Source organism: Chryseobacterium carnipullorum, assembly GCF_003815695.1.
Taxonomy (GTDB): Bacteria; Bacteroidota; Bacteroidia; order Flavobacteriales; family Weeksellaceae; genus Chryseobacterium; species Chryseobacterium carnipullorum.
In genome coordinates, this window is the sequence record NZ_CP033920.1 from 1,613,577 (window position 1) to 1,632,493 (window position 18,917).

General features: G+C 38.0%; 18 protein-coding genes and 1 riboswitch. Of the genes, 12 read left to right on the top strand and 6 right to left on the bottom strand.

The annotated features are described in order from the left end of the window. Positions 1–244: 244 nt before the first annotated feature. The 3 genes from rnpA to EG346_RS07465 are packed head-to-tail and all read right to left on the bottom strand — an operon-like array spanning position 245 to position 1,963. Positions 245–619, bottom strand: a complete 375-nt coding sequence (gene rnpA, locus EG346_RS07455; RefSeq protein WP_073328847.1) for a ribonuclease P protein component — start codon at positions 617–619, stop codon at positions 245–247. Further along, entirely contained in the window at positions 619–1,344 is a 726-nt protein-coding gene (locus EG346_RS07460) for a tRNA threonylcarbamoyladenosine dehydratase (RefSeq protein WP_073328849.1), read from the bottom strand. Before EG346_RS07460 ends, rnpA begins: the two co-directional genes overlap by 1 nt. Continuing rightward, the gene (locus tag EG346_RS07465; RefSeq protein WP_123877764.1) at positions 1,337–1,963 is read right to left on the bottom strand and encodes a TatD family hydrolase; all 627 of its coding nucleotides are present in this window, start codon (positions 1,961–1,963) and stop codon (positions 1,337–1,339) included. Before EG346_RS07465 ends, EG346_RS07460 begins: the two co-directional genes overlap by 8 nt. A 98-nt stretch (positions 1,964–2,061) precedes the next feature. Here EG346_RS07465 and EG346_RS07470 point away from each other — a divergent pair, with 98 nt between their 5' ends. The 9 genes from EG346_RS07470 (at position 2,062) to EG346_RS07510 (ending at position 11,341) form a co-directional block, all read left to right on the top strand. Continuing rightward, the gene (locus tag EG346_RS07470) at positions 2,062–2,691 is read left to right on the top strand and encodes a TetR/AcrR family transcriptional regulator (RefSeq protein ID WP_073328854.1); all 630 of its coding nucleotides are present in this window, start codon (positions 2,062–2,064) and stop codon (positions 2,689–2,691) included. Between the two features lie 103 nt (positions 2,692–2,794). Then, on the top strand, positions 2,795–3,790 hold the full coding sequence (locus tag EG346_RS07475; protein ID WP_073328857.1) for an outer membrane protein assembly factor BamD: 996 nt from the start codon (positions 2,795–2,797) through the stop codon (positions 3,788–3,790). 42 nt (positions 3,791–3,832) lie between these two features. Beyond that, positions 3,833–4,156, top strand: coding sequence for a DNA-directed RNA polymerase subunit omega (locus EG346_RS07480; RefSeq protein WP_027372958.1), 324 nt, complete (start codon positions 3,833–3,835; stop codon positions 4,154–4,156). 123 nt (positions 4,157–4,279) lie between these two features. Beyond that, a complete protein-coding gene (coaBC, locus tag EG346_RS07485; RefSeq protein ID WP_123877766.1) occupies positions 4,280–5,485 on the top strand; it encodes a bifunctional phosphopantothenoylcysteine decarboxylase/phosphopantothenate--cysteine ligase CoaBC in 1,206 nt (401 codons plus the stop codon). Between the two features lie 36 nt (positions 5,486–5,521). Further along, a complete protein-coding gene (porD, locus tag EG346_RS07490) occupies positions 5,522–6,424 on the top strand; it encodes a type IX secretion system protein PorD (protein WP_073328862.1) in 903 nt (300 codons plus the stop codon). Between the two features lie 77 nt (positions 6,425–6,501). Further along, positions 6,502–8,151 (top strand): DNA repair protein RecN, encoded by a 1,650-nt coding sequence (locus tag EG346_RS07495; RefSeq protein ID WP_123877768.1) that lies wholly within the window; start codon positions 6,502–6,504, stop codon positions 8,149–8,151. Between the two features lie 50 nt (positions 8,152–8,201). Next, a complete protein-coding gene (locus EG346_RS07500; RefSeq protein WP_123877770.1) occupies positions 8,202–9,668 on the top strand; it encodes a DUF5687 family protein in 1,467 nt (488 codons plus the stop codon). A gap of 3 nt (positions 9,669–9,671) precedes the next feature. Then, positions 9,672–10,391, top strand: a complete 720-nt coding sequence (locus EG346_RS07505) for an ABC transporter ATP-binding protein (RefSeq protein WP_123877772.1) — start codon at positions 9,672–9,674, stop codon at positions 10,389–10,391. A 14-nt stretch (positions 10,392–10,405) separates the two neighbouring features. Next, the gene (locus EG346_RS07510) at positions 10,406–11,341 is read left to right on the top strand and encodes a Dyp-type peroxidase (RefSeq protein ID WP_123877774.1); all 936 of its coding nucleotides are present in this window, start codon (positions 10,406–10,408) and stop codon (positions 11,339–11,341) included. A gap of 42 nt (positions 11,342–11,383) precedes the next feature. Here the strand turns inward: EG346_RS07510 and EG346_RS07515 are convergent, their stop codons facing one another. Both EG346_RS07515 and fumC read right to left on the bottom strand, forming a co-directional pair. Beyond that, on the bottom strand, positions 11,384–11,593 hold the full coding sequence (locus tag EG346_RS07515) for a bacteriocin-like protein (RefSeq protein ID WP_123877776.1): 210 nt from the start codon (positions 11,591–11,593) through the stop codon (positions 11,384–11,386). A 146-nt stretch (positions 11,594–11,739) separates the two neighbouring features. Further along, complete coding sequence (gene fumC / locus EG346_RS07520) at positions 11,740–13,134, bottom strand: class II fumarate hydratase (protein ID WP_123877778.1); 1,395 nt, start codon at positions 13,132–13,134, stop codon at positions 11,740–11,742. A 136-nt stretch (positions 13,135–13,270) separates the two neighbouring features. On the opposite strand from fumC, the gene EG346_RS07525 reads away from it, so the two are divergent. Then, positions 13,271–14,878: a fumarate hydratase gene (locus tag EG346_RS07525; RefSeq protein WP_073328877.1), complete on the top strand. Its 1,608-nt coding sequence runs from the start codon at positions 13,271–13,273 to the stop codon at positions 14,876–14,878. 93 nt (positions 14,879–14,971) lie between these two features. Further along, the gene (locus tag EG346_RS07530) at positions 14,972–15,256 is read left to right on the top strand and encodes a hypothetical protein (protein WP_181876125.1); all 285 of its coding nucleotides are present in this window, start codon (positions 14,972–14,974) and stop codon (positions 15,254–15,256) included. A gap of 97 nt (positions 15,257–15,353) precedes the next feature. Here the strand turns inward: EG346_RS07530 and EG346_RS07535 are convergent, their stop codons facing one another. Further along, complete coding sequence (locus tag EG346_RS07535; protein ID WP_123877780.1) at positions 15,354–15,521, bottom strand: helix-turn-helix domain-containing protein; 168 nt, start codon at positions 15,519–15,521, stop codon at positions 15,354–15,356. A 244-nt stretch (positions 15,522–15,765) separates the two neighbouring features. On the opposite strand from EG346_RS07535, the gene EG346_RS07540 reads away from it, so the two are divergent. Continuing rightward, the gene (locus tag EG346_RS07540; RefSeq protein ID WP_123877782.1) at positions 15,766–18,603 is read left to right on the top strand and encodes an alpha-amylase family glycosyl hydrolase; all 2,838 of its coding nucleotides are present in this window, start codon (positions 15,766–15,768) and stop codon (positions 18,601–18,603) included. A gap of 109 nt (positions 18,604–18,712) precedes the next feature. Further along, positions 18,713–18,821: riboswitch (SAM riboswitch) on the top strand. Positions 18,822–18,917: the final 96 nt, after the last annotated feature.

Here is an 18,917-nt window from a genome sequence, read left to right on the forward strand (position 1 = left end):
CTTTAGAAAAATTTATAACCTGTAAATCACGGGCAGCTTATTCCCCACAGATTTATCTGATTGCACAGATATCTGTTCTGCATGAAATAAAAAAGATAAGCTGTAATTGAGATATTAAAGTAAAAGAAATGATTTCACAAAGAATTAAAGGTTTTTCTCTGTGAAAATCTGCGCGATCGGTGGGAGAAAATTTACAGTTTCACCATTTCGTTGGTCAACTGTAAACTGCTGCATTGTTGCATTATTAAGCCTTCTTCTGCATCTGGCAAAGTTTGAGAAACTGCTCTTCCACTTCCTGAAATTTAGCCGGGATTTCAGAGGAAACCCAAAACATCATGGCCAGTGTTTTCTCTCCGAAAGCATCTTTATATACCTCCTTATTCAGGCGGTAACACTCCCTTAAGAGCCTTTTTACCCTGTTTCTGTGCACCGCCTTCTTGAAATATCTTTTAGAAACAGAAACACCAAACTTATGGTTTTCAACGGGTAAATTGGGTTTGTCTTTTAGAATAATGATTCTCAGATTTCCGCAACTCCTCCATTTACCTTTGTCAAAAAGTAAAGCAATCTCAGTGTTTTTTTTGAGTTTTTCTTCTCTGGAGTATTTGAAGTTTTGCATTAATCCTGTTTCACTAAATAATTAATCACTTCAGCTGCTGCGTACAATCCGAAAATTGCAGGAATATAGCTTACCGTGCCGTAGAAAGATCTTTTGTAATTGGCTCCGTCGGTCAGTTTCAGACTTTCCTCCTGCTGAAGTTCATTGGAAAAAACACATCTGAAGCCTTTATTGATATTTTCTTTTTTAAGTCTTTTTCTGATTTGTCTGGCCAGGAAGCAGTTCTGCGTTTTGCTGATGTCCCTTACCATAACTTTACTCGGGTCTGTTTTTCCACCAGCTCCCATAGAACTGATCAGTTTTATTTTCTTTCTTTTGGCTGCTTTGATTAAACACAGTTTGGGAGTAATGCTATCGATGCAGTCCAGAATATAATTAAACTTGTCCGATTCAAGAACTTCATCCATTCTTTCTGGATTAAGGAATTCATTGATCTTTTTCAGATTAAGTTCCGGATTGATATCCAGAAGTCTTTCCGCGACGACTTCCACCTTGTGCTTTCCTACGGTGGAACGTAAGGCAGGTAACTGTCTGTTAATGTTGGTGATATCTACCGTGTCGCCATCTACAATCGTCATGTTTCCAACACCCGATCTGGCCAGAAATTCTGCGGCAAAAGAACCTACGCCTCCTAAACCGATGACCAGGACATTCGCTTTATTAAGTTTTTCTAAACCTTCCTCTTTGATCAGGAGTTCCGTTCTCTCCAGCCAGTACTTATCCATTCTTTATCGTGTCTAAATTTTCTAAAATCTGTTCATTCAGCCTTTCCACAGAAATACCTTTTAATGCTGAAACTTTTGAATATAATTCTTGAATATTAAAACATTCATTATCAGTTTCTAAAAAGATTTTATCTAAAGGTGCGTTCCTTACAATATCCTGCAAAGATAAATGATACAAAACAGCTTTTCCAAAACTCAGATAAAAATTATTTTTCAACAGGTCTTCAGCGATCCGTTGTTTTTTGTTAAAACCATGAATAATAACCGCTTGTTCGGCTTTCTTAGTTAAAGAAATAACCTCATAAAACTTTCTGACACAATGAATAATCAATGGTTTCCTGATTTCATTGGAAATAAGAATCTGTCTTGAAAAAACTTGCTCCTGGATCTTTTGCGGTACAGCCACTATTGAATCCAAACCACATTCCCCGATCGCCAGACAGTTTTCTGAGATATTTGATTGCAGCCAACTGAATTGTGCCTCTATAGAGTCCAAAGCGATATCCCTGGGATGGATACCGATAGAGTAGGAACGGTCCGGAGGAGTCATTCCAGGGTCAATATTGTAAATTCCATGAAGAATATTTTTCCTATGATGGTGAAAATCAAAAAAATCCATTCACAAAAGTACGATTATCTGGAAAATTAATTTAAAATTATTAAACGAACGTTTATAATTGTGTTAAAAATTTCCTAACTTTACTCAAAGTGCACTTCATGAGAAAAAAATTTACGGAAAAACAGATCCATATACTGGATATTGCTGAAGAACTTATTGCCAAAAAAGGGTATGAGGGAACTTCGGTAAGAGATATCTGTTCCAAGGCCAACATCAATGTGGCAATGATTTCCTACTACTTCGGTTCCAAAGAGAAAATGATGTCTTACCTTTATCAGTACAGAGTGCTGAAAACAAGAGAGAATTTTTCGGAATTTGCAGATACCATCAAGGATGGCAAGCCGGAAATGCAGTTAAGAGAAATCATTAAATATATTGTTTCCCAACTATTCAAATACAACTATTTTCATGGGTTTGTTACCCAGGAACTCAGGCATACTGAAAACTTAAAAGATGAACTTCTCGATTTCTATCAGCTGTTTGTCAAAAAACTTGATGATGTGATCAAGAAAGGGGTGGCTTCTGGAGTATTTACTTTTACGCCAAAGCCTGAGGATATCCTTACCATGATTATAGGCTCCACATTATTTGTCATCAGAAATAAAAATTTCTATGAGCTCTATGTGCCGAGCAAAAATGAGGAAGCGTACACCAAAGAAGCAGAGAAAAAAGTAAGAATGAATCTTTTAGTCAGCGTTTTTGCTATTTTGGGATACGCTGCAGACTAAATTTACGTTAAATATTCATAAAAAAAAATCTATTGACAAAAAAGTTATATTTTTGCAAATTAGTAAATCGGCCCTATAATCCGAAAACTGTTGAATTTTTTATATGAAAAAATATATTTTAGGTCTTTTTGCTGTGGCAGTTGTTTCCTCATGCGTAAGCCAACAGGAAAGAGCAATGAAGAGTGCTGACAAGAATTTTATCTTAAAAGCAGCGAATGATAATTTTACCAAAAAGAAGTGGAAAAATGCATTGGCTCTATATGACAGGTTGACTAACCTTGTGGCAGGAACAGATGATTTTCCTAACGTAGGTTTTAATACTGCTTATGCGAATTACTATGACAAGAGTTATAAACTGGCAGGACATCAGTTTAAAAACTTTGCGGTCAATTTTCCAAAAGATCCTAGAGCAGAAGAAGCAGCCTATATGTCTGCATTATGCTACTATGAAGGGTCTATGGACTACAATTTGGACCAGTCTACAACAGAAACGGCGATCAATGAACTTCAGGACTTCCTGACCAATTATCCCAACTCTGAAAGATCTAAAAATATCAGTCAGCTTATTGACGAACTCTCTTATAAACTGGAATTTAAGGCCTACGAAAATGCCAGACAGTATTTCAAAATGGGTGAGTACAAAGCAGCCAACGTTGCTTTGGAAAATGTATTGGAAGACTTCCCAAGTACCAAACTTCGTCCAAAAATCTACGACTTTATTATGAAGTCAAGATATGAACTGGCTGTAAAATCTGTGTATGAGCTTAAAGACGAGCGTATAGAAAGTGCTCTTTCTTATACAAGGATGGTGGAAAAAGAACTTCCGAATACAGAGTATTCCAAAACAGCAACAGATCTGAGAGGAAAACTGGAAAAAGAAAAAGAAAACTTTGTAGTTGTTAAGAAACAAACTGAAGCAAGAATTGCGGCATTAACGATAAGACAGAAAAAAGAGGCTGAAAAACTGGCTGAAAAAAATAAAACTGAGCAGCAAATCAAAGATCAGATCAGTAATGAGAAGAAGGCAATGCAGATCCAGAGGGACAGTGCAGCACTTCAGACCCCTCCTCCAGCAGCCACTTTCAAAATCCAAAGATAATTCGTAAATTTGCCGTCTTATTAATAAAATAATTTTCTCAAAATGAGTGTAAAAGATACAAAAGCAGAAGTAAATACTATTACTTACGATAAAGACAAGATTGAAGATAAAGTAGGTTCAATCTATGAAGCTATTGTTATCATGGGAAAGAGAGCAGAGCAGATCAATGCGGAGATCCGTACGGAACTTCACAATAAATTGGACGAATTTGCTGTGCACAATTCTACATTGGAAGAAGTTTTCGAAAACAGAGAACAGATCGAAATCTCTAAACATTACGAAAAACTTCCTAAGCCTACTTCTATTGCTATCGAAGAATGGCTGAATGAAGATATCTATTTCAGAAAGACAGAAGACAGAAAGTAATTATTTTTGTTTTTAATCATATGAAGGTCATAAGGGAATTCAATTCTTTTATGACCTTTGTCTGTTTATACCCGGCTTTGTGCGAAAAAATAAGTAATTTAGTATTTCAAAAATTAAAACTAAATGAGTGTTTCCGGTAAAAAGATACTTATCGCTGTTTCCGGTGGAATTGCGGCCTATAAAATTCATTTCCTCATCAGGGATTTTGTGAAAAAAGGAGCCGAAATTCAGGTAATCATGACTCCAGATGCAGAACAGTTTGTAACAAAACTAAGTCTTTCAACCCTTTCAAAAAAACCTGTCTATTCAGATTTTTATGGTGATAACGGTACCTGGAACAGTCATGTTGAAATGGCCTTGTGGGCAGACGTCATGATCGTTGCTCCATGCACCGCCAATACATTAGCCAAAATGATTCATGGAATGTGTGATAATCTGGTCATTGCGACCTATATGTCTGCCAAATGTCCCGTATTTATTGCTCCGGCCATGGATTTGGATATGTATGCACATCCTTCCACCAAACAAAACCTTGAGATGGCGGAAGATTACGGGCATTTTATTGTTCCCGCAGAAACCGGTGAACTTGCCAGCGGATTGGTAGGCCAGGGTAGAATGGCAGAACCAGATACGATTGTTAAAACCATTGAGGATTTCTTTACCTCCGGAAATCACATCAAAAGTCTGGAAGGAAAAACGGTACTGATCACAGCCGGACCTACCTATGAAGCCCTTGATCCCGTAAGATTTATCGGGAATCATTCTTCAGGTAAAATGGGATTTTCCCTGGCTGAAGAAGCCTCAAAAAGAGGAGCCCGAGTAATTCTGATCTCCGGCCCGAGTGCCCAGACAACCGAAGATAAAAATATAGAACTGCATAAAGTAACCTCCGCAAGAGAAATGCTGAATAAAGTTTTTGAATTCTATGACCACATCGATATCGGTATTGCCAGTGCCGCCGTAGCAGATTACGCTCCAAAAGAAGTAGCGAAAGAGAAAATTAAAAAAAATGATGAAAATTTAACCCTTGAACTGGTTAAAAATCCTGATATCCTTAAAACAATGGGTGAAAAGAAAACCCATCAGTTTCTCGTAGGTTTTGCCCTGGAAACCCAGAATGAAGAAGAAAATGCAAAAGGGAAACTGGAAAAGAAAAATCTTGATATGATCGTTCTGAACTCCCTGCGCGACGAAGGGGCAGGCTTTAAAAATGACACCAATAAAATCAAGATCCTGACCCAAACAGGGAAAAAAGAATTTGACCTTAAATCCAAAGATAAAGTAGCCATAGATATTCTGGATTTTGTTGAGGCTCAACTTTTAAAATAATTTTAATAAATTTCCGTTCTCAATTTTTAATCGATAATGAAAAAAATCATAAGCCTATTCTTGCTGCTTTTTATATATAACCTGAGTTTTTCCCAGGAACTGCTTGCAACGGTACAGATCAACTCCCAGCAATTGGGAGGAAGTAACCAGCAAGCCTACAAAGCGCTGGAAAAAAGTCTCAGAGACTTTATCAATAACACCAGCTGGACCGGGAAAAAACTGCAGAATTTCGAAAAGATCAAATGTAATTTTGCCGTTGTCATTGCAGAAAGAGACGGAAACAGATTTAAAGGAAGCATTGTGATCCAGGCTGTTCGCCCGGTTTACAATACAAATTATGAGTCACCGCTGGTCAATCTTCAGGACCAGAGGTTTGCATTTGAATATGTAGAAAATGAAAACCTTGTATTTAATGAAAGACAGTTTTCCGGTAAAAACCTGATCGATGTGGTAAGCTTTTACGTCTATGTGATCTTAGGGTATGATGCAGACAGTTTCCAGTCTATGGGAGGAACACAATGGTTCTCAAAAGCCCAGCAGATTGCTCAGAATTCACAGAACAGGAATTATGAAGGATGGAATGTCATCAACGAGCCGCGAAGCCGCACAATACTGATCAATGAGATTATCAACCCGAACTGGAGCCAATTGCGTTCCACGATGTATACCTATCACAGGGCCGGTTTGGATAATCTGTTTAATCAGGATCAGACTGCCGCAAAAAAAGTGATCTTTGATGCGCTTATGCAGCTGAAAATGTATGAAAATTCATTTCAGCAGTCCTATTATTTCAATCTGTTCTTAGATAATAAAAGTGACGAGATTTTCAATATTTTCAATTCCGGAAACAATGGAGGATTGGTGATGAATGACCTTAAGCAGCTGATGATGATCCTTACGCCCAAATATTCAGAGAACAAATGGAGCAAGTGGAAATAAAATCTGCCAGCTTTACCCATTGAATACCGGATACTAAATTCTATATTTGCATTACTTAAAGTAATCAGTTATTATCCATGCTTTCGAGAATTTACATTAAAAACTTTGCCTTGATTGATACTCTTGAAGTATCATTGAATAACGGTCTGCAGGTAATTACCGGGGAGACCGGAGCCGGTAAGTCTATTATTTTAGGGGCTTTAAGGCTTATTCTTGGCGAAAGGGCTGAAGTAAAATCTATTTCCAAATCGGAAGAGAAAAGCATTGTGGAAACTGAATTTGACTTAAATAACCAGTTCAAAAAATTCTTTATTGAAAATGATCTGGATTATGAACATCAGACCATCATCCGAAGGGAAATCCTTCCTTCAGGGAAATCCAGAGCATTCATTAATGATGTTCCTGTGACCCTTGATGTCCTTAAAGAATTAACGTCTCAACTTATTGATATTCACTCACAGTTTGAAACCTCAAACCTTTTTACCTCAGAATATCAGTTTAAAATTATTGACGGACTTTCTGAAAATAAAAAGCTAATTGAAGAGTATCAGAATGAATTTTCCGACTTTCAAAGCTTAAAATTACAGCTTAAAAAACTTCAGACCCAACTTTCTGAAAACAGAAAAGAAAGCGACTACAAAGAATTTCTGTTGAATGAACTGGAGGAATTGAAATTGGATGATGTAGATTATGAAGACCTTCAGAATCAGTTATCTGTCCAGGAGAACGCTGAAATGATCTCAGAAAACCTCGTGCAGATTCTCTCAAGATTCCATCAGGAAGAAGTAGGAATTTTATCGTTCTTTAACGAAGCCAAACATAAGCTGTCACGAATTGCTGAAGTTTCAAACGGCTTCTCAGAACTTGACGAAAGGCTGGAAACCTCTTTTGTAGAACTGAAAGATATTATTTCCGAACTGGAAAATGAGTCCGAAAGAATTGAGATCAACCCGGCGAATCTGGCGGTTCTTGTGGAGCTTAATAATAAAATCAATGCCCTTTTTCTAAAGCATACTGTATCTGATATCAATGAATTAAGAGCACTCAGAGATCAGCTGGCAGGTGAGCAGAAAGGAGCTTCAGAACTCGAAGATCATATTGCTGAGATTGAAGAAAATATTTCTAAAAAAGGGAAAATACTTCAGATTCTCGCTGAGAAACTTTCAAAAAACAGAAAAAAATCGGTGCCTGTTTTCATTAAAAAAGCAGAAACCCTTCTGAAAAAGTTAGGTCTTGAAAAATCCAGAGTGGATATTGAACTTCAGGATACTCAGGAATTTAATGCATTTGGAAAAGAAAATATACAGTTGCTCTTTCAGGCCAACTCAGGCTTTCCTTTAAAGCCAATCCAGACCGCTATTTCCGGTGGTGAAAGATCCAGAGTGATGCTTGCCGTGAAAAAGATCATTGCCGAAAGTGATGAGCTTCCAACCCTTATTCTGGATGAAATTGATACAGGAGTTTCCGGAAAAGTAGCCGAAGAAATAGGAAATCTGATGAGAGAAATGTCTGCGGATATGCAGCTTATCGTTATTTCTCACCTGGCCCAGGTTGCTGCCAAAGGAAATGACAACTACAAAGTCGTAAAACGTGATATTTCCGGTAAAACACAATCTACCATCATTCCTCTGAACGAAGAAGAGAAACTGAACGAGATCGCCCAGCTTCTTTCCGGAAGCAAAATTACCGAGGCCGCACTGGCACAGGCGAAAGAACTAATTGGCTGAAAAACTGTAACATATTTTACATTATATTGACTAATATAAAAAACTAAAATATGTTTCTAAAGTTCCTCAGGCTGGAAATCAAAAGCTTTTTCCGTGGTACTTCCTTAGGCGTGAATCTTGCCATGAAAATCCTTCGTTTTATAGGAATCCTTTATTTTATGGCTTGCCTGGCAGGAGGCGCTTTTGCTGCATTCTTTTACGTAAGAGACGAGATGCATCAGGATCCTTTGAAAGTAGTTTCAAAATTTTTAATCATAGCCTGGGCGGCAGACTTGATTTTGAAGTATATCTGGCAGGAAATGTCAACTCAGAATATCAAACCATTCCTGACTTTGAATATTCCAAAGAATACACTGGTCAACTACATGTTTGTTAAAACATTTCTATCGGCCTTAAGCTGGCTGAATTCTTTATTTTTTATTACTTTTTCCGTTATTGCCATGTTCAATGGATATAGTATTACCGGGATCTTAGCTTGGTTTGTCGGAATTTCCTTTTTGTTTTATCTCAATAATTTTATCAACATTCTGTTCAACGATAAAGAAGCCGTTGTTATTAGTATAGGCTGCCTGTTTGCTGCCACTGCGGGGCTTGGGTATTATCATATTGTACCGGTACTTTCTTACTCAGAGAACTTTATATACAGTTTTTATCAAAGTCCTTACTTTATCATCGTTCCAATAGTTCTCTTTTTTGGTTTGTGGATCATCTGTTTTAAATATATCCGAAAAGAATTCTATCTCGATCAGGGACTGGAAGCGAAGAAGCAATTCGGAAAAACAGAAAATATTGCATTCTTAAACAAGTATGGCGTCATCGGTACATTCATCAACAATGATATAAAAATGCTGCGACGGAATAAAGTCACCAAAGGAATTCTGATCGGAAGTTTTTTCTTTCTTTTCTACGGCATGCTGATGTTCACTTCTGCCATTTACAAGACACCGGCCATGATCATGTTTATGGGGCTTTTTGTAACCGGAGGTTTTCAGTTTCTTTTCGGGCAGCGGGTTCCTGCCTTCGACAGCTCTTACTATCCTCTGATGATGACATTGAATGTACCTTATAAAGAATATCTTAAAGCAAAATGGTGGCTGATTAACATTGTGACCGCAGCTTCAATGATCATTGCTTTATTTTATGTGTATTTCGGCTGGGAAATGTACATCACATTTTTCGCCGCAGGACTTTACAATATGGGCGTGAATTCACAGTTTACCCTTTGGTCCGGAGCCTACAATAAAACTCAGATCGACCTTAATTCAAAAGAAAAAAGGATTGGGCAGAAAAACAGTTTTAACCTCAAAGCCTTACTCCTGCTGATCCCTAAAATGCTTCTTCCTATGGGGGTTTTTGCCTTGTCAAAATATTTCTTTGGAATGACCGGGGGAGTCATAAGCATTGCCATTTTGGGACTTTTAGGGTTTTTTCTCAGAGAAAAAATATTCAATATTATTGTCAAACAATATAAAAGAGAAAAGTACAGTACGCTGGATGCATTTAAAAATAAAGACTAAATTATGATTACTATCAATAACTTATCCAAAACTTACGGAACGGCTACCGTTCTTCAAATTGAGCATCTTGAAATTCCTAACGGAGAAACATTCGGGCTTGTTGGAAACAACGGAGCCGGTAAAACAACACTTTTCAGTCTGATGCTTGATCTGATTCAGGCGACAACAGGATTTGTAAGCATCGACGGCATCAAAGTCAATGAATCTGAAGCATGGAAGAATAAAGTCTCCGCTTTTGTGGATGATACTTTCCTGATCGGCTATCTGACGCCCGAAGAATATTTTTATTTTATTGGAGAGCTGAGAGGTCAGAATAAAGCTTCCATTGACGAATTCTTAAAACCTTTCCATGATTTTTTTAATGGTGAGATTCTGAATTCAGGAAAATACGTTCGTGATTTGTCAAAAGGGAACCAGAAAAAAGTAGGAATTATAGGCGCAATTATCGGAAATCCGGAAATTATTATTCTTGATGAACCTTTTGCCAATCTGGATCCTTCTACTCAGATTAAACTTAAAAACCTGATCAAAGAACTTTCAAAACAAGATGGAGTGACTTTTCTTATTTCCAGTCATGACCTGTCACATACCACCGAAGTCTGCAATAGAATTATTGTAGTCAACAAAGGACAGCTTGTCAAAGATATCAAGACCAATCCTGAAACATTGAAGGATCTGGAACAGTATTTTGCAGATCAGGTTTCTGCGTCTCCGGTAATTTAATTCATAAAAAAATAATGAGCATAGAATCACAAAACGTCACCGACTATCCTAACAGCAACACTGTTTTTATGGTGTGGAACCTGAATGAAAGCCCTCTACTGAAAGATACCTTTCAACAGCTTTGTGCATTGGTTCTCAATCTTAATAATTCAGTTTTCAACAGATTTCCGGACAGCAGAGCCAGCTGTGTTATGGGAATAGGTTATGAAGGCTGGAAAAAATTAGAGCTTCCAACCCCGTTACCTAAAGAATTGGTCAATTTTGAGGAAATTAGAGGAGTAAAGCATACAGCCGTTTCTACACCCGGCGATCTTCATTTCCACCTGAGAGCCGATAATAAAAGTCTTATTTTTGATATGACGATAGAAATCTCCAGACTTTTAAGTCCTGTTGCAGAAAGTATTCTTGAGATCAACGGATTTAAATACTGGGATGCCCGTTCCATTCTGGGTTTTGTAGATGGTACGGAAAATCCGCACGGAGAAGACCGGGATTATTTTGCGAAAATTGGAGAAGAAGATTTACAATATAAAGGAGGAAGCTACTTGTTTGTCCAAAAATATCTGCATAATATGGATGCCTGGAAAGGCCTTTCTACAGAAGAACAGGAAAAAGTAATCGGAAGATCAAAAGAAAATGATATTGAAATGTCAGATGCCGTGAAGCCATCCAATTCCCATATCGCATTAGCCAATATAGAAGGAGAAAACGGGGAGGAGCTTAAAATTGTAAGAGATAATATGCCTTTTGGAAGACCCTCTTCCAATGAATTCGGGACTTATTTTATTGCTTATTCAAGTACATTCAGTACCACAAAAAAAATGCTGACCAATATGTTTGTCGGAGATCCGGTTGGCAATTACGACAGAATCTTAGATTTCAGCACAGCCGTCACCGGAACCTTGTTTTTTGTACCTACCAGAAATATGCTGGATGAATTTTCAGGATAAAAAAAGGCTGGAAATATGCTTCCGGCCTTTCTATCAATTATTTTAAATAGGATCTTCCTCTATCGGAACAGCACACATATCAACATGCACCATGCACATTCCCTGGCATGGATTGTCTGTAGGAAAACGGCAACATGCATAATAGCCATTGTAGGGGATAAGATACGAATAGTTAATAGGGCAGTGTGGAATAACCACTCCCCCGAATACTTCTTTCAGGTTCGCTCTGTTGAATTTTTTTAGATTTTTCATACGATTAGCTTTATATATCACTAATATATGAAAAAATAAAATTGAAGAATGTAATTTTATAAAAATTTGTTGTTCAATATCTTACTTAAAACAAAAACCCCAGAATTTCTGAGGTTTCTATCATTTAATCTATAGGTTCTAAAATCTTATTTAAGGCTTCCCACCATATCTTCCGGCTTTACCCATTCGTCAAACTGTTCAGCTGTTAAAAAGCCAAGATTCACAGCTTCTTCTTTTAGAGTAGTCCCATTTTTGTGGGCTGTTTTTGCAATTTTTGCTGCATTTTCGTAACCGATGTGGGTATTTAAAGCAGTGACAAGCATTAATGATTTGTCTACCAGCTCTTTAATTCTCTCATGATTCGGTTCAATACCTTCCGCACAATGATCATTGAATGAAATACAGGCATCAGCAATCAGTTGTGCAGACTGCAGGAAGTTGTAAGCCATAACAGGCTTGAAAACATTAAGTTCATAATTCCCCTGCGTTCCCGCAAACGATATGGTGGTGTCATTTCCAAGAACCTGAGCACAAACCATGGTCATGGCTTCATTCTGCGTAGGATTTACTTTCCCCGGCATAATAGAAGATCCCGGTTCATTTTCAGGAATATGAATTTCACCAATTCCCGAACGCGGTCCGGAAGCCAGCAATCTGATGTCCTGAGCTATTTTGAATAGTGAAACAGCCAGTTGCTTTAAAGCTCCGTGAGATTCTACAATCGCATCATGAGCAGCTAATGCTTCAAATTTATTTTCAGCAGTAATGAAAGGGTGATTCGTAAACTTAGCAATATATTCAGCTACTTTTACATCATAACCATTTGGTGTATTGAGTCCTGTACCCACAGCAGTTCCTCCCAAAGCAAGTTCAGAAAGGTGAGGAAGTGTATTTTTTAAAGCTTTCAATCCATATTCAAGCTGAGCTTTGTAGCCTGAAAACTCCTGGCCAAGCGTAAGAGGAGTAGCGTCCATAAGGTGGGTTCTCCCGATTTTTACAATATCTTTAAAAGCTTCTGCTTTGGCTGCAATCGTATTCTTCAGTTTTTCAACAGCAGGAATCGTTACTTCCACCACTTTTTTATAAGCAGCAATATGCATTGCCGTTGGGTAGGTATCATTGGAAGACTGTGATTTATTCACATCATCATTCGGGTGAATTTCAGATTTTTCGCCCAAAACTCCGCCATTGTTTACGTGAGCTCTGTTTGAAACCACTTCATTGATATTCATATTGGACTGCGTCCCCGACCCCGTCTGCCAGATCACCAAAGGAAACTGATCGTTGAGTTTTCCTTCCAGGATTTCCTCACACACCTTGGCAATCATATCTCTTTTTTCAGCAGGAAGAACTCCAAGATCTGTATTGGCGTAGGCTGCCGCTTTCTTTAAATAAGCAAAAGCCTCAATGATTTCGTGGGGCATAGAACCCTCCGGTCCGATCTTGAAATTATTTCTGGAACGTTCAGTCTGTGCCCCCCAAAACTTGTCTGAAGGTACCTGAACCTCTCCCATAGTGTCCTTTTCGATTCTGTAATTCATTGTGATTGAAATTTTTATAAAGTTAACGATAAACGCAGAATCACGCAATTTATAACCATTATAAATATCAATATGGATCACTGATTTTACTCATGTTTTTTTAAGGATGGCGTATTTTTGCACAAACAAAAATTGAATGGATTTTAGATATCAGGATCCGTATCCGATCCAGAAAGATGATACGGTGTATAAAAAATTGACATCAGACTATGTAAAGGTTGAGCAATTGGGAGATAGAGAGATTTTAACCATTGACCCGAAAGGACTGGAGCTTTTAGCGGAAGAAGCGATGGCTGATGTTTCTTTCATGCTTCGTTCTTCGCACCTGGAAAGTCTTAAAAGAATCATCGATGATCCGGAAGCTACTGATAATGACAGATTCGTAGCATATAATCTCTTACAGAATGCAGCAGTTGCCGTTGAGGGAGCGCTTCCTTCTTGCCAGGATACAGGTACAGCTATTGTAATGGGTAAAAAAGGAGAAAGTGTTTACACCGGAGTGGATGACGGAGAATACCTGAGCAAAGGAATTTACAATACCTATCAGAAAAGAAACCTTAGATATTCGCAGGTAGTTCCTTTAACCATGTTCGAAGAAAAAAATTCAGGATCCAATCTTCCGGCACAAATTGATATTTATGCTAAAAAAGGAGATTACTATGAATTTTTATTTTTAACGAAAGGAGGGGGATCTGCTAACAAAACATTCCTGTATCAGAAGACCAAATCATTACTGAACGAAAAGTCTCTTGAGGCATTTGTCAAAGAAAGAATCTCAGATCTTGGAACGGCCGCGTGCCCTCCATATCATCTGGCTCTTGTCATTGGAGGAACTTCTGCTGAAGCGAATCTTGCTGCTGTGAAAAAAGCATCTGCAAAATACTATGACAACCTTCCGACAGAAGGAAATGAAGGTGGGCAGGCATTCAGAGACCTTGAATGGGAAGCCAAAGTTCAGAAAATCTGCCAGGAAAGTGCCATCGGAGCTCAATTTGGAGGAAAATATCTTACCCATGACGTAAGAGTAATCAGACTTCCTCGTCATGCTGCTTCCTGCCCTGTGGGAATGGGGGTTTCATGTTCAGCAGATAGAAACATTAAAGGGAAAATCACCAGAGACGGTATTTTCCTTGAACAGCTGGAAGAAAATCCGAAGAGATTCTTGCCGGATACTCCTCCGCACTTAGAAGAGGCTGTCGAAATCAATTTGAATAAGCCAATGCCGGAAATTTTGGCTGAGCTTTCAAAATATCCGATCAAAACGAGATTGAAATTAAACGGAACATTGATCGTCGCAAGAGATATTGCCCACGCAAAGATTAAAGAAATTCTGGACAGCGGACAACCGATGCCTGAGTATTTCAAAAATCATCCGATCTATTATGCGGGACCTGCAAAAACTCCGGAAGGAATGGCATCAGGAAGTTTCGGGCCTACAACTGCCGGAAGAATGGACGTTTATGTTGATGAATTTCAGAGCCACGGCGGAAGCATGATTATGCTGGCGAAAGGAAACAGAACTAAAGAAGTAACGGATGCATGTGGTAAATACGGAGGATTCTATCTGGGATCTATCGGTGGACCTGCAGCCATCCTTGCCAAAGACAATATTGTATCCGTAGATATCGTAGATTTCCCTGAATTAGGGATGGAAGCCGTAAGAAAGATCGAAGTGAAAGACTTCCCGGCCTTCATCATTACGGACGATAAAGGCAACGATTTCTTCGCAGATCTAGCCCACTAATTAGTTTAAAATCAAAATAAATTAGAAAATAGGGCGTGTATCTTTTGTGTACGACACAAAAAAGTCCTATTTTTGCCTAAAATCTTTAAGAAAATGATAACGATTTTATCAGCATTTTGGCCGTTCTACCAGTTCCTATGGACTGTATTCTTTATAATCATGTTCTTAGTAGGGTTCTGGTGTATCTTCATGTTCTTCGGTTTGGTAATCCCAATGTGGTTAACTGAAGGTCTGAAAGAATATTTCGGAAAAGTAAAACCTTTCGACCCTGAGGACATCAGAAGAAAAGAGGTGAATGAGCAGGAAGGTGTAGAAGTAATCTACAGCAATCCTAAAGGAAACGGACCTTTCCTACACGATCACGGACATCATCATTAATTTGATTGTCATTGCTTTTTCACCTTAATTCTGAAAAAGTAATATCAAAGCAAAACAATATATATAAACCGCTTAATTTTTTTAGGCGGTTTTTTTATTATCCATTTCTCAGCTGTTCAGGCGAGATCCCGAATTTTTTCTTGAATGCCCTATTGAAATTCTGTACATATTCATATCCGCATTCCATCGCAATTTCTTTGATTATAATTCCTATATTAATAATCATTTTCTTCGCTTTTAGCATTCTCAGTTTCAAAATAAACATCGGGCAGGCTTTTTCTAAGAAAATTATTAAAAACTAGATTTTTAAATACTTGATTGATCAGCAGGGGTGCAGTTGGCTCTTTGTTGATTAGCCTATGAATTATTTTTAAATATTAGTTTGTTACAATTACTTTTATCATAAAGGCTTATGAAGTTTTTCATAAGCTTTTTTATATACTTAATTTTCACAGGTAAATGAAGTATAAAGATGAAAATAAATACTATATTCGATAAAAATAAAGAAAATGAAAAAGTTTTATTCCCTTGTTTACCTGTTGGTTGCGGTGTTTTCTTTTGGACAGATCAATTATACAATCGCTCCGAATCCCTTCAACGAAACTGATGCCATCACGCTAACGGTTCCGGGAGATCAGATCGATGAATCCGCATGGGGTGTTTCCAATAATTCTATTTACATGTGGTCATGGTCTTTTGATACCAATTATCAAAACAGTCAGGATTGTCCTACCAACGGAAGCTGGAACAACTCTAATGATTTGAATAAACTCAGTTATAATTCAATTACAGATACTTATTCCTTAACTTTTACTCCAACCACCTTTTATGGAAGAACAGGAATAGGAAGGTTCGGATTCCTGTTAAAAGATAAAACAGGTTCACATCAGACCTCGCCGGATATTTTTGTCAATGTTGGTATTTTAAATTTAAACTTGACGAATCCGGTCGCCAATAGTCTCACAACAGTTCCTTCGGGAAACTCTGTCAATATCACGGCAACCACAAATGTTAGCGCCATATTTCAGCTAAAGGCTAACGGAACAGTTGTCAATTCTACTTCTGTTCCATCCCAGTCTTATAATTATAGTTATACGGTAACTCAGGATGCCAACATGGAGCTGATTGCAACAGACACCAATTCGAACTCAAAAAATGCAGCATTTATACTACAGACTCCCAGGACGGTCATTTCGGAAGCAATTCCCGGCTGGATCAGACAGGGAATCAACTATCTTCCATCCGATCAGACCAAAGTAGGACTTGCTCTTTATGCACCTCATAAAAATTTTGTACATGTGATCGGAAGCTTTAATAACTGGGCTGTAAATGACGCTTATTTAATGAAAAGAGATACTGCCAATCCGGATCTTTACTGGATTGAATTAAATGGGCTGACCCCTCAGCAGTTATATACGTTCCAATACAGAACCAATGATCTCAAAAAAGTAGCAGATCCTTATTCACCACAGATCTTATCTTCCTATGATGATCAGTGGATCTCAAATGCTACCTATCCGAACTTACCACCGTTTCCTGCAGGACAGGATTTTGAAGTTTCTATGTTTAAAACCGGGCAGGCTCCTTATAACTGGCAAACGATTAATTTTCAAAGGCCGGCTAAAGAAGACCTTGTAGTGTATGAACTATTGCTCAGAGATTTTACCCAGGAAAAAAACTGGCAGTCACTCATTAACAAAATCTCTTATTTAAAAAATTTGAATATCAATGCCATAGAATTGCTTCCTATTATGGAATTTGAAGGCAACCTTTCCTGGGGATATAATACTTCATTCCATTACGCATTGGATAAAGCGTATGGAACGCCCGAAAAATTTAAAGAATTTGTTGACTTATGCCACCAGAATGGAATTGCTGTTATTTTAGACATTGCCTTTAATCATGCTACGGGACGTTCTCCTCTTGCAAGACTCTGGAATATTGACCCGGATGGTGATGGCTACGGCGAAATAGCGGCTAATAATCCTTATTTTAATCAGGTTCCCAAACATTCTTATAACGTGTTTAATGATTTCAACCATACTAGCCCTTCAACTCAATATTACGTTGAAAGAAGCCTTCAGCAATGGCTTACCGAGTATCATATTGATGGATTCCGCTGGGATCTTACCAAAGGTTTTACCCAAAACTGCTCGGAAAATGATGAAGTCTGTACCAATGCCTACCAGCAGGATAGAGTAGATATTATGAAACAGTATGCAGACAAACAATGGGCTATTGATCCCAACTCTTACATGATCTTTGAACATCTGGGAACAGATGCCGAAGAACAGCAATGGGCCAATTATAGAATAGACGAAGGAAAAGGAGTAATGCTGTGGAATAAACAAACCGATCCTTATAACCAGAATACAATGGGCTATAAGGATAACAGCAATTATGACAGAATGAATCACAGTCTTCATGGTTTTACCAATAAGAGTGCCGTAGGATATGGAGAAAGTCATGATGAAGAAAGATTAATGTTTAAGAACCTTGCGTATGGTGCCATTAACGGAAACTACAATGTGACCAACCTTACTACTGCTTTAGAAAGAATGAAAACTTTTGGGGCGACATTTTTTACCATTCCCGGTCCTAAAATGATCTGGCAGTTTGGAGAATTGGGTTACGAATTCAGTATCAACCGTTGTGCAAACGGTACGATCAACAGCGGATGCAGAACCGATGAAAAACCTGTTGCCTTTACACTAGGCTATGATACGAATGCCAGCAGAAAAGCGGTATATGATACCTGGGCTAAAATCATCAATATCAGAAATAGCCACCAGGTTTTCAAGTCTAAAACATACACAATAGAATCCAACAACCTTACCAATGACCCGGAGGGCCTGATCACGAGGATTTATGTATATGATAATACCCTGAATGGAATGAAAAACGTTGTTGTGCTGGCCAATTATACCACGTCCGCACAAAATGTTATTCCTTATTTTCCGTATGCAGGGCAATGGCAGAACCTGATGGATAACACGATCTCGAATTTTGCTTCTACCACAACTCCTATTATGTTGCAGCCTGGAGAATTCAGGGTTTTTGGAAATTACTCCGGAGCACTTGCAACCGTTGATGTCAACGCAATGAATAAATTATCACTTCAGATTGCAGATAATCCCGTAAAAAATGGTTTAGTAAAATTGATTTACCACAAAGTGAAAAACGGAGACATCGTTATTTTTGACATGAGCGGCAAAAAAATGGATTCATTTCAATTACCTCAGGAAAACGGAACTTATGAATTGAAGTTAGCCTATCCTTCCGGAACCTATCTGGTTCATTTACGGTCTGAAACAGGCACAGCTATCCAGAAGATGGTGATTAAATAAATGGAAAAAAGAGGGATGATGAAAGGACATGATCCCTCTTTTTTATTCACAGCACAGAATATATAAATCTACTTTTTGGTAATTAAAAATATTAGTCTACTTTTGCAGTAGATTATCAAGAAAGGTGGAGGGATTTGGCCCTATGAAACCTTAGCAACCTGCACGTCTCTAAAAAGTGTAAAGGTGCTAATTCCAGCCCGTTGTGGGGAAGATGAGAAAAGTCAATATTCTGGCAGCAATTCCATTTCTTGAAGTCTTTTTATATCTGCGGATGAGGTCCGTAGAAGTATATTATTAATTTATAAGAACGAAAG

What these genes read in the sequence shown, in the direction of transcription:
- rnpA (WP_073328847.1), bottom strand. Translation starts at nt 619, where the DNA reads ATGCAAAACTTCAAATACTCCAGAGAAGAAAAACTCAAAAAAAACACT.
- EG346_RS07460 (WP_073328849.1), bottom strand. Translation starts at nt 1,344, where the DNA reads ATGGATAAGTACTGGCTGGAGAGAACGGAACTCCTGATCAAAGAGGAA.
- EG346_RS07465 (WP_123877764.1), bottom strand. Translation starts at nt 1,963, where the DNA reads ATGGATTTTTTTGATTTTCACCATCATAGGAAAAATATTCTTCATGGA.
- EG346_RS07470 (WP_073328854.1), top strand. Translation starts at nt 2,062, where the DNA reads ATGAGAAAAAAATTTACGGAAAAACAGATCCATATACTGGATATTGCT.
- EG346_RS07475 (WP_073328857.1), top strand. Translation starts at nt 2,795, where the DNA reads ATGAAAAAATATATTTTAGGTCTTTTTGCTGTGGCAGTTGTTTCCTCA.
- EG346_RS07480 (WP_027372958.1), top strand. Translation starts at nt 3,833, where the DNA reads ATGAGTGTAAAAGATACAAAAGCAGAAGTAAATACTATTACTTACGAT.
- coaBC (WP_123877766.1), top strand. Translation starts at nt 4,280, where the DNA reads ATGAGTGTTTCCGGTAAAAAGATACTTATCGCTGTTTCCGGTGGAATT.
- porD (WP_073328862.1), top strand. Translation starts at nt 5,522, where the DNA reads ATGAAAAAAATCATAAGCCTATTCTTGCTGCTTTTTATATATAACCTG.
- EG346_RS07495 (WP_123877768.1), top strand. Translation starts at nt 6,502, where the DNA reads ATGCTTTCGAGAATTTACATTAAAAACTTTGCCTTGATTGATACTCTT.
- EG346_RS07500 (WP_123877770.1), top strand. Translation starts at nt 8,202, where the DNA reads ATGTTTCTAAAGTTCCTCAGGCTGGAAATCAAAAGCTTTTTCCGTGGT.
- EG346_RS07505 (WP_123877772.1), top strand. Translation starts at nt 9,672, where the DNA reads ATGATTACTATCAATAACTTATCCAAAACTTACGGAACGGCTACCGTT.
- EG346_RS07510 (WP_123877774.1), top strand. Translation starts at nt 10,406, where the DNA reads ATGAGCATAGAATCACAAAACGTCACCGACTATCCTAACAGCAACACT.
- EG346_RS07515 (WP_123877776.1), bottom strand. Translation starts at nt 11,593, where the DNA reads ATGAAAAATCTAAAAAAATTCAACAGAGCGAACCTGAAAGAAGTATTC.
- fumC (WP_123877778.1), bottom strand. Translation starts at nt 13,134, where the DNA reads ATGAATTACAGAATCGAAAAGGACACTATGGGAGAGGTTCAGGTACCT.
- EG346_RS07525 (WP_073328877.1), top strand. Translation starts at nt 13,271, where the DNA reads ATGGATTTTAGATATCAGGATCCGTATCCGATCCAGAAAGATGATACG.
- EG346_RS07530 (WP_181876125.1), top strand. Translation starts at nt 14,972, where the DNA reads ATGATAACGATTTTATCAGCATTTTGGCCGTTCTACCAGTTCCTATGG.
- EG346_RS07535 (WP_123877780.1), bottom strand. Translation starts at nt 15,521, where the DNA reads ATGTTTATTTTGAAACTGAGAATGCTAAAAGCGAAGAAAATGATTATT.
- EG346_RS07540 (WP_123877782.1), top strand. Translation starts at nt 15,766, where the DNA reads ATGAAAAAGTTTTATTCCCTTGTTTACCTGTTGGTTGCGGTGTTTTCT.